The organism is Isoptericola variabilis, from assembly GCF_050311655.1.
Classification (GTDB): Bacteria; Actinomycetota; Actinomycetes; order Actinomycetales; family Cellulomonadaceae; genus Isoptericola; species Isoptericola variabilis.
In genome coordinates this window covers 363,455-373,769 of the sequence record NZ_JBNOZM010000005.1, presented here as the reverse complement: position 1 = coordinate 373,769, position 10,315 = coordinate 363,455, and the positions used below count along the sequence as shown (strand labels likewise).

Below are 10,315 nucleotides of genomic sequence, written 5' to 3'. Positions count from 1 at the left end.
TACGTCAACGCGTCCAGCACCGTCACCACCGCGCCAGGACGCTCCACCACCGTCTGCTGGACGAAGTTCGCCCCGATAAAACCGGCGCCGCCGGTCACAAGAACACGCATGGGTTACCTCTCACCTGCTGAAGATCTGTCGAAACTGAGGGGGTCGTCGCTGCACGGGGTCGTCCGTCGACGTCGCTCTCACGCCATGCGCTCGCCGAGCCGCTTCCCCACCCCGTAGACCTCCGTGAGGTCGCGGATCCGCTCGGCGACGCGCAGAGCGTTCATGCCGTCGAAGTGGTCGTGGAACAGCCGCCGCTTGAACTGGTAGGCGCTGTCGGGCTCCAGGCCGAAGATTCCGTCGAGCGCCGAACGGAGCGCTTCGGGCGTCCGCACGACGGCCCCGGGGAACGCCGCCTCCATGTCACGGTCGGCGCCCTGGGCCGTTTCCCGTGCGGGAGCCACGCCCACCATCGGGCGCCCCGTGACGAGGTAGTCCACGAACGCGCTCGAGAAGTCCGTGACGAGCGCGGCCGCCTCGCGAAGCAGGACCTCTCGGTGCACGAAGTCGGCCTCGGGGAGGTGGATCACCGTGCCGCCGTCCAGCGACGACGTCCACGTGGTCGTCTCGCTGCCGCGCACCCCGAGCACGCCATCGTTCTCGACGAGCCACCGTGAGAGCCACGACGCGTCGTCCGGAGCGAGCGCGAGACCGTCACCCGCGGTCCAGAGGAGCAGCCTGCGGTTCCCGACCCGGTCGCGCAGCCGCACGAGCTCGGCGTGCATGTCCGCGGGCAGACGGTCCTCGTCGCACCCGATGAAGTCCGCACGAGGCAGGCCCGTGTTCCAGACCTGGTGGAACGTCAGCGGGTAGGACGCGGCCGTGAGCGCCAGCACCTCGATCTTGGACGAGCCGACGATCGCGCGGTACTGGGCGTCGTCGTTGCCCTCTGCCCGGGCCGCGTCCTCCGCGATGGCCATGAGCCGGTGCGGCTCGCCGGCGCCCAGGTGGACGACGTTGTGGAACTCGCCCGAGATCGGGTAGGGCATCTCGGCGGCCAGGGTGCGGCCCACGAGGATGGTGCCGGCCCGCAGCACGCGAGCCTGGCCCTCCGGACTCTCGAGGTCCACCACCTCCACGTTGACGCCATCGAGGTCGAGCGGCGCGCCTCGAGACAGGACGGCCTTCCGGATCGACGGCTCGTCCTTCACCGCCTCGAAGACCGACCTTCCGCTGCCCGTGAACGCCCCGCTGACGGGGTCCACCGAGAACACCCACAGTGCCGCGTCCTTGGCCAGGCGGCGGTCAGCGCGACGGAAGTCGTCGTGCTCCAGCAGCGCGACCGGTGACGGCTCCTCGGTGGTGGCCAGCAGGTCGGGGTCACGCTCGAGCGTGGCGTCGAGAGTGCTCGCGTCGATCACGCGGTGCAGGTTGCGCTCGAACATCTCGACGTCCGCGTCCGGCACCTTCGCGAGGATGCGCTCCTTCCAGCTCGCCAGGCCTCGCACACCGAAGGGGTTCACCGAGAGCAGCTGCCGCTTGAGCAGGGGGAAGCCCTGGTCCAGGAGCCGGAAGTACCAGCCGTTGTACGTGGGGTGGTACGGGTAGACGTCCCGGATGAACGTCTCGAACCGGTGACCGTGGTTCACCAGCCAGCGGCTCAGGCCGATCTCGTACTTCTGGATCACGCTCGTCTTGTCGGTCTGCCCCGTGACCGAGAGGAGGTAACGCCGGAACTCCGGGTCGCGCAGCACGGGCTGCCGATAGGCGGCGAAGTACGACGAGACGTGCAGGTAGTCGCTCTGCCGCGACTCCACGCGGTCGACCAGCATGTCGAGCGAACGGTGGGATATCGGGACCCGGTGCGGGTCCCGCGACGTGTGTCGTCGGGTGGAGGACTGCAGCCCCCACCAGTCGCACGCGCGCCGATCCATCTCGGCGAAGACCTCGTCGAGGGGACGGAGGAGATAGCAGCTGTCGTTCGCGAGGAGTAGCTCGTCGTACTTCTCGATCTCGTCCCACCCGACTCGTCCCGCGAGTCGCGCGAACGAACCGAAGTCGTACTCGCCGTGGCGCTGCGCCCACGCGCCCTTGGTGACCGTGTCGAGCTTTGCCAGCTCCGACGGCGCCATCTCCGAGTCTGCCAAGTAGTAGACGTCCGCGAACCGCGACAGCTCGCGCAGGTAGTCGACGACGTAGTCGTCCACGACGCCGTGCGCGTCGTAGGCGGCGAAAAGACACACGCGCGTCACGCGACGACCGTCCGCGTAGCGATGGCCGGTGCCCAGCCGGCGGGACGGGAAGCGCTCCGGCCGCGTCGAGAGCCCCTGGTGCTTGCCGACTTCTTCGTAGTGCGCGAGGGGCATGACCCGCTCGGAGCCCAGGTCGAGGTGCTTGGACCAGTACCACCAGGTGTCGAACTTGGGGGACGGGTTGCGCAGCTCCTTCCACCCGTACTCGCAATAGTGGGCGAACGGGTTCATCCGCTGCACCCCAGGGTTGGAGCGCACGTAGAAGCGCGTCTCGAACATCGTCGAAGGATCGAGCCCTTCGTTCGCGCCCACCGTGACGTAGTGCTCGATCGGGTCGGCGTCAGGGGCCAGCTCCGGCACCTGTGCGCGGTAGTGATCGACATCGAACGCACCAGCATCACGAATGGCCTCCACCGCCGTCTTGCGCCGGATGCTGACGTTGCCCTCGACCGTGGCGTACCAGGTTCTCAGGTCGGCCTTGGCGACGCCGGCGAGGTCCAGGCCGGCGGCCAAGCGGGCCTTCGGACCGGTTCCCTCGTGCCCCGACACATAGAAGTCGACGACGTCCCCGTTGAGAACTGCCAGGCGCTCCGACCCGATCGACGCCGACCAGCGCGGGGCGGCGCCCGTCAACGCGAAGTGCAGCTTGATGCCGGTCCGTCGACCCTGGGCGACAAGGTGCGCCTCGCCCTCGGCTCCGACCCCTTCGACCGCGACCCGCCAGCCGTCGTCGTCGGCCTGCGCAGCGACCAGCGTGGGCCGCACGTGCTGGCCGCTGAGCGGCGGGGCGACCTCGACGCTGAGGTTCCCCTTGACGGTGGCATACCAGCGCGCTCCGGGGAGGCCCGCCGCCGCGATGTCACCGGCCGAGACGGCGGAGCCGATCCGTCGCCGGGCGACCTCTCCGTCATCACGCAGGTCGACCCAGAGGTCGACAACCTCCGGTCCGAAGACCGCGAGGTCCGCGACGCGGACATCCGCCACGATCACGCCGCCGCGGGCAGCCGTCGAGATCTCGACCTGCGCGCCGCTCGAACGTCCCGTGAGCACGACCGCCGCCGCAGCTTCGTCGGGCAGTGGCCCGCCCTCGACCTCGATCTGCCACACGCGGCCGTGCGGGATGATCCGCACGGCGCTCCACGCGCCGTCGGCGATCGTCGAGACCATCGCCCCGTCCGCGACCGCGGCCCTCTGTCGCGTCTCCCTCATGCCCATGTGCTGTCCTTCAGGTTCCGGTGCGGGCGCATCGTCGGCATGCCCGTCATGCCACCCGCTGGCCGGGCCAGGTGCCCAGCCCTTGCACCTCGCCGAGCTCACGGACCCGCTCTACCACGCGGTGGGCGCTCTGCCCGTCCAGGTGATCGTGGAGCAGCGCGCGCTTGAGCGCGTAGGTCGGGTCGACCTCGCGTTCGAAGATGCCTGTGAGCGCCTCCTGCAGCTCGCCGAAATCCCTCGCGATCGGTCCGGGGAACACCTGGTCCAGGTCGTAGAACCCGCCCCGCTCGACCTCGTAGGACTCGAGGTCGAAGGCGAAGCTCACCGCGGGCTTGCCCGTGAGCATGTAGTCGATGAAGGTGCTCGAGTAGTCGGTGATGAGCAGGTCGGCCACCCGGTACAGGAGCTCGGGGTGGACGAACTCGGCGTCGGACAGGTCGATCACGGGGAGAGCGGCGAGCTGCGAGCCGTACACGCGGGCGGTGTCGGCCATGTGCTCGCGCACGCCGAGCACGCCGTCGTTCTCCTCCAGCCATCCGGCCAGCCACTCCAGCTCGTGGTCCTCGAACTGGTAGTACCCCTCGGCCTGCGCATTGCGGAACGTCGGCATGAAGAGCACGAGCCGCCGCTCCCCGACGAGTGCCCGCAGCTTCGCGAGCTCCGCGACCATGTCGGGCGCCAGGTCCTGCTCGTCCTGGAGGATGAAGTCGTTCCGCGGCAGCCCGGTGTTCCACACCTGGGCGATCGTCAGCGGGAAGAAGGACGCCGCCATCGCGAGCGAGTCCGTCCGGGACGAGGCGATCACCGCACGGTACTGGGCCTGCTCGGTCGCCGCGCGGTCGAGCATGTGCTTGAAGTCCTCGGACGCGTAGGCGATCCGCTTGAACGGGACCCCGTGCCACACCTGGATGACGTTGTGCAGCTCGGCCGAGACGGGGTGCACGGCGTTGACCGCCAGGTTGTGCTTGACGAGGATCACGCCGCAGCGCATCAGCAGGTGCTGCCCCTCCGCGCTCTCCAGGGCGACGACGTCGACGTTCACTCCGTCGACGACGACCTCCTTCCCGCGCGTCAGCACGACCTTGCGGATCGTCGGGTCGTTCTTCACCTGCTCGAACATGGCGCGCTCGTTGCCCGAGAAGTTCTCCGTGAACGCGCAGACCGGGAACGCCCACCAGTTCGCGTGCTTCGGGCTGAGGCGGTCCGCCGCGACGAACTCCGCGCGGGTAAGGATCTCGTCCGGGACGGGTGCGTCCTCCACGCCTTGCTCGGTGCCGATCCACAGGCTCGCCCGCAGCTTGTCCGGGTCGGTGACCCGCACCAGGTTTCGCTCGAACGACTCCACGTCGGCTCCCGGGGCTTTCGCCAGCACCCGTTCCTTCCAGTCCTTGAGCCGAGGCACGTGGTAGTGGTTCTCGCTCAGGAAGAACCGCTTGAGCAGCGGGAACCCCTCGTCCAGGAGGCGGAAGTACCACTCCGTGAAGATCGGGTGGAACGGGTACAGGTGGTCGACGAACGTGTCGAACGGATGGCTGTGCTGTACCAGCCAGCGGGTGAGCCCGATCTCGTACTTGCGGACGATGTTCAGCTTGTTGCTCTGTCCTGTCACCGACCCGAGGTAGCGCCGGAACTCGGGATCCCGGATCACGGGCGCCCGATAGGCCAGGAAGTAGGAGGCGACGTGGAAGTCGTAGGTGTAGTCCTCCTCGAACCGGTCGAGTGCCGAGTAGCGGACAGAGTCCATCGGGATCGGCTCGCGGAAGAGCGACTGGGCGGCTCTCCGGTCGCGCGCCAGCCCCTTGGTGGCCTGCAGACCCCACCAGTCCGCGGCGCGCGCGTCCATCCGGGCGAAGACCTCGTCCAGGCGTCGCAGCAGGTAGCACGAGTCGTTGACCAGCAACATCTCGTCGTAGGTCTCGAGGGTCTCCCAGCCCACGCGCTCGGCCAGCCGCTTGTACGACCCGAAGTCGTACTCGCCGTGCCGGTCGGCCCACGCCCCGACAGTGATCTCGGAGAGCTTCGCCAGCTCGTCGTCGGACATCTCCGAGTCGGCCAGGTAGTAGACGTCCGCGAACCGCGACAGCTCGCGCACGTACTCCACGACGTAGTCGTCCACCGTCCCGTCGGCGTCGTACGCGGCGAAGAGGCACACGCGGCGCACGGCCTGACCGGGGACGAACTGGTGCCCCCGGCCGAGTACGCGCGACGGCACGCGCGACGGCCGGGTCGACAGGCCGGCCGCGCGGCCCGTCGCCGCGTAGTGCGAGAGCGGGTTGACGCTCTCGTCGGCCAGGTCCAGGTGCTTGGACCAGTACCACCACGTGTCGAAGCTCGCGGACGGGTTGCGGAGCTCCCGCCAGCCGAACTCGCAGTAGTGCGCCAGCGGGTTCACCCGACGGACGGTGGGATTCTTCTGGAGGTAGTAGGAGGTGTCGAACATCGGCGACGGGTCGAGGCTTTCGGCAGCGCCGCGAGCCACGTAGTGCTCGATCGGGTCGACGCCGTCCGGGAGACCGGGGACCTGCGCGCGGTAGAACTCCTCGTCGAAGATGCCGGACGCGGCGATCGCCTCGACCGGCGTCGTGCGGCGAAGGGTGAGATGGCCGCGGCCGTCGGACTCCCATCGCCAGAGCCCCTGCGACCCCGGGGCGAGGTCGAGGGCCGAGTCGGCCACGACGCGCTCCCGCAGCGACCCGCCGCCGCTACCCGCCCGGGCCAGGAAGACGTCGACGCGCTGTGGCCCGAGCACGAACAGCTCGTCGCGGGCGACCTGCATCTCCCACGCGGTGAGGGGCACCGTGACGGCACGGCCGTCCTTCCTCCCCCGGAACACCACCGCGTGCTCGTCCGCGGCGCTGCCGCGGGCCGCGAGGGACACGGTGACCGTGCTGGCGGTCTCGTCGACGCAGAGCACCTCGGCCGTGACGACACCCGCTCCGGACGACGTCACATCGACGCTGAGGTTGCCCTTCGTCGTGGCGTACCAGCGAGCGTGAGTGCTCGACGCCGCGTCGAGGTCACGGTCCAGCTGTCCGCGGTCGACCCCCACCCTGTGGCGCATCACCTTGCCGTGCTCGGCGACCGCTTCGACCCAGGCGTCCAACACCGTCGTGCCGAGCGACGCCAGCTGCTCCCCGGAGATCCGCGCCCGGGCGACGTCGGCGTCGACGACGAACGGGACCAGCACCTCGTGGGCGCCGACCCGGGCGGCGAGCACGAGCGACGCCTCGACAACGGCAGCCTCCGCCGGCAGCTGGACGTCGAGGTGCACGGCACCGTGGCGCGCCCGCACCCCCGCCGCGGACCAGTCGATCTGCCGCGCCGACGACCGGGGGGTACGTCGAGGCACCATCCGCGAAACGAGCCGGTGGATGGCTGACCTCATCGAGGGTCCTCCCGGAATCTGAGGTGGGTCTGAGATGCGCGGGCAAGCATACCGGGGCGCAAGATGCTCCCTCTGAGGCGTCTTGCCGACTACTCTGCCCTGGGCTGGACGATGGCCGCGCGTCCCGTGACGTCGGCGGCTCGTCGTCCGGCGCCCCGCGGGTTCGGCCGAGCCCGAAGCCGAGACGTCCCGGAGCTGTCATGACCAACCCCCTCACGAAGGTCCGCAGCCGCCTCGAGCGCACGACCAGGCGGAACGCCACTGTCGGGCGAAGCGGGGAGCCCCGCCTGCCGCTCGTCCTCATCTCGTACAACCGCGGTGAGATGCTGCGTGGTGTCGTGGACGAGTACCGGCGACAGTCCGTACCCGTGGACATCGTCGTGCACGACAACGGCAGCGACGACCCACGCACCCTCGACGTGCTCCTCCAGCTCGAGCGCGAAGGTGTCACCGTCGTGCGACGCCCCGCGATCTCGTCCACCGACGAGCTCGCGCTCGTCGACGAGACCGTCCAGGAGATCTTCCGGGGACGCGCGCCGGCGCCGTACGCCGTCTCCGACTGCGACGTCTCGCTCGGCCAGAGCGCGAGCGAGACGCTCGCCGCATGCCTCGACCTGCTCGCGGAGACGCCCGACCTGGAGTGCGTGGGCCCGATGCTCCGGGTCGACGACGTCCCGAGGTCCTATCCCCTGTACGTCCCTCTGATGAACCGGCACGTCGGCGCCTTCTGGTCCCGGGAACCCCACTGGTCCGCGCCGCGGGGACGGCTGGTGGCGTTCCAGCGAGCGAGCATCGCGACCACGCTCGCCGTGTATCGCGCGGGCACCACCTTCCGGCACGTCAGCCCGGGCGCTCGGCTCTACCACCCGTATTCTGCCCGCCACCTGGAGTGGTACCCCGACGAGCATGACGTCTCCACCTACCGGTCCAGCATCGACGGTTCCGCGATCAGCAACTGGTCGAACCCGGCACGCGAGCGGTCGAACCGGCAGGTGAAGCTCGAGCACACCACCTTCCGGGACGTCACCGAGACGGACGACGGTTCGCTGACCACCGTGACCCGCCCCGTACCTCCGCCCGTCGCCTGACGGCCCAGCACTCAGCGCGCCCCTACCATGTGGCGCACCCCGACTCGACGAAGGTAGTCCTTGCCGTGCCCCTGATCCGCGACCTCCAGACGTTGACCCGGATGGTCCAGGGCACCGTGGCGCGACGCGGTGCCCGTGCACGCTGGGACCGACATGTCGCGTCCGCGCCCAGGAACGACCGCCCCTTCGAGGCCGTCATCCACTTCGCGGACACGCCGGTGAACATCTACCAGCTGCGCCAGTGGTACGAGCCGATGCGGCGACTCGCGGAGCGGCATCCCGTCGCCGTGATCACCGGCGACGTGGAGTCGGCCGCGTTCCTCGCCGACGAGTGCCCGCTTCCGGTGGTCCTCCACCCGACGGTGGGAGAGACGGAGCGGTGGCTCCGGACGCAGCGGGTCGGGATCGTGTTCTACGTCAACCAGAACGCGCTGAACTTCCGCATGCTGCGGTTCCGCGACCCCGCCCACATCTTCATCAGCCATGGTGAGTCCGACAAGGACTACATGGCGTCCAACCAGCTGAAGGCCTACGACCACACGTTCATCGCCGGGCAGGCGGCGTACGACCGCATCGGGCGGCGGCTCGTCGACTTCGACCGGGAGTGGCACCTCGTCCGGATCGGTCGGCCGCAGGTCGACGTCCAGCACCCCGGGCCCGACCTTCCCGACGACGGACGGACCGTCGTCCTCTACGCCCCCACCTGGGAGGGCGACCGCCCGACGATGGAGTACTCGTCGCTCCGGTCGCACGCGCTGCCCATGCTCGACGCCCTCCTCGCGACCGGCCGGCACCGCGTCGTCTATCGCCCTCACCCGCGCACGGGCGCGTTCGACCCGTCGTACCGTGCTCTGCACCAGAGCCTCGTGACCAAGCTGGAGTCGGCGAACCGTGCGGACCCCAAGGCCGCCCACGTGGTCGACGCCGACTCGCCCTTCGGCTGGCACCTCGACGCCGCCGACGTCTGCGTGAGCGACATCTCCGCGGTCGCGTTCGACTGGCTCGCCACGGGCAAGCCGCTGCTGCTCACCGAGCCCGCGTCGCCCACGGCGGAGGTCGACCGGGACGGCCTGGCGGGGAGGCTCGACACCTTCCACGCCGACCGTGCCGCGGACGTCGTCGAAGAGCTCGAACGAGCCGCCGGCGACGACGAGCGCGCCCGCTACGCCGCGATCGTCGAGCACTACTTCGGTGACGTCACGCCAGGCACGTCGCTCGGACGCTTCCTCGACGCCTGCGAACAGATCCTCAGTCGCCGCGCACGGCTCTCCGGGCACGGCCCAGAGCACGGCGCAGCCGGGTAGCCGGCGCGACGGTCCTGGGCACCGCCCGGGAGGCCTCGGCCCGGGGCTTCTGCGTGACCTGGGCACGGTTGGCGACCTTCCTCGCCCGGCCGAGCTGTTCCGCGATCACGTCGAGCGCGAGGTCGAGGACGGCCGCGTCGGGGACGTCGTCGGGGTGTGTCGCGCCGTCTGGCAGGCGAGAGGAGGTCAGGTCCGCGAGGTCGCCGTGGATCACGCACCCGGACGCCTCGATCGCCGCCGATGAACGGACCGACCGCGCCCGCACCTCGGCGATCCTCTCGGACGACATCGTGATCCGACCACCGCGATGGTTCAGGAGGATCCCGTGCGACAGATGGCTCTGGATCCACTTGCGCGGCCCGTTCCACGGCGGCGGGGTCGCGTCGATCGCGGCCAGCAATCGGGGACCCGCGAGCTGCAGCAGACGGGCAGCCTCGACGCTGAGCGACTGCCTCGCGAACTTCACCTCGGTCGAGCACCACTCGGGCCGCAGCCCGCACGCCCGGGCGAACCGGTGCCACAGGACGTCCGACGGCGCCCCGCGCGGCGGGATCGTGACGACGTGGAGCCGCTCCGCAGGGACGAACGGCGCCCACCGCGCCAGGACCTCGGCCGGGTCGATGTCCCACCAGCCCCAGCGGAACTCCTCCTGCTCGAGCTTGTCGACGAACTCGTCGATCTGGGTCGAGTCACCGAGCTTGAGCGTCTCCTGCCACGCGGCGGGAACCTGGTCGACGAGGTCGCGCGCCGTCAGGACGACGTGCACCTCCCCGACCTCGCCGAGCCGCCGCACCGCCTCCCCGGTGCGTTCCGGGCCGGCCATCCCGAACCACTCGTTCGTGATGATCGCGGGCCCGTCCCAGGCGGCCACCTCGGCCAGCATGCCCTCCCAACGCTCGGCGTAGGTGTCGTCGGGCCCGTTGCGCATGCCGATCGCCGCCAGCGCGTGGTCGTCGGCCTTGTCCAACGGAAGGAGCACACCGCGTTCCGCGAGGCGGCGCTTGTTGCCGAAGAGGAGCGTCTGCAGATAGGTGGTGCCCGATTTCGGCGTGCCGATGTGGATGGTGACCCGCGATGCCATGC

At 69.9% G+C, this 10,315-nt stretch carries 5 protein-coding genes and 1 pseudogene; 2 read left to right on the top strand and 4 right to left on the bottom strand.

Going from position 1 to position 10,315, the window contains the following annotated elements:
- From ACQP60_RS13815 to ACQP60_RS13805, 3 genes and pseudogenes are all read right to left on the bottom strand, one after another.
- Positions 1–110 (bottom strand): annotated as a pseudogene (locus ACQP60_RS13815) (dTDP-glucose 4,6-dehydratase); the annotation flags it as partial.
- A 78-nt stretch (positions 111–188) separates the two neighbouring features.
- Positions 189–3,449 carry a rhamnan synthesis F family protein gene (locus ACQP60_RS13810; protein ID WP_429733602.1) on the bottom strand — a complete coding sequence of 1,087 codons (3,261 nt, stop codon included), beginning with the start codon at positions 3,447–3,449 and terminating at the stop codon, positions 189–191.
- 52 nt (positions 3,450–3,501) lie between these two features.
- A complete protein-coding gene (locus tag ACQP60_RS13805) occupies positions 3,502–6,840 on the bottom strand; it encodes a CDP-glycerol glycerophosphotransferase family protein (protein WP_429733599.1) in 3,339 nt (1,112 codons plus the stop codon).
- A 200-nt stretch (positions 6,841–7,040) separates the two neighbouring features.
- Here ACQP60_RS13805 and ACQP60_RS13800 point away from each other — a divergent pair, with 200 nt between their 5' ends.
- Entirely contained in the window at positions 7,041–7,928 is an 888-nt protein-coding gene (locus tag ACQP60_RS13800; RefSeq protein WP_429733596.1) for a glycosyltransferase family 2 protein, read from the top strand.
- A gap of 101 nt (positions 7,929–8,029) precedes the next feature.
- Positions 8,030–9,232, top strand: a complete 1,203-nt coding sequence (locus ACQP60_RS13795; protein WP_429733593.1) for a CDP-glycerol glycerophosphotransferase family protein — start codon at positions 8,030–8,032, stop codon at positions 9,230–9,232.
- Here ACQP60_RS13795 and ACQP60_RS13790 read toward each other — a convergent pair.
- Complete coding sequence (locus ACQP60_RS13790) at positions 9,177–10,313, bottom strand: Rossmann-fold NAD(P)-binding domain-containing protein (RefSeq protein WP_429733590.1); 1,137 nt, start codon at positions 10,311–10,313, stop codon at positions 9,177–9,179. The two genes, ACQP60_RS13795 and ACQP60_RS13790, sit on opposite strands and share 56 nt — an antisense overlap.
- Positions 10,314–10,315: the final 2 nt, after the last annotated feature.

Bases quoted from the DNA above. Each gene is read 5' to 3' on its own strand.
- ACQP60_RS13790 (WP_429733590.1), bottom strand. From the start codon at position 10,313: ATGGCATCGCGGGTCACCATCCACATCGGCACGCCGAAATCGGGCACC.
- ACQP60_RS13800 (WP_429733596.1), top strand. From the start codon at position 7,041: ATGACCAACCCCCTCACGAAGGTCCGCAGCCGCCTCGAGCGCACGACC.
- ACQP60_RS13805 (WP_429733599.1), bottom strand. From the start codon at position 6,840: ATGAGGTCAGCCATCCACCGGCTCGTTTCGCGGATGGTGCCTCGACGT.
- ACQP60_RS13810 (WP_429733602.1), bottom strand. From the start codon at position 3,449: ATGAGGGAGACGCGACAGAGGGCCGCGGTCGCGGACGGGGCGATGGTC.
- ACQP60_RS13795 (WP_429733593.1), top strand. From the start codon at position 8,030: ATGGTCCAGGGCACCGTGGCGCGACGCGGTGCCCGTGCACGCTGGGAC.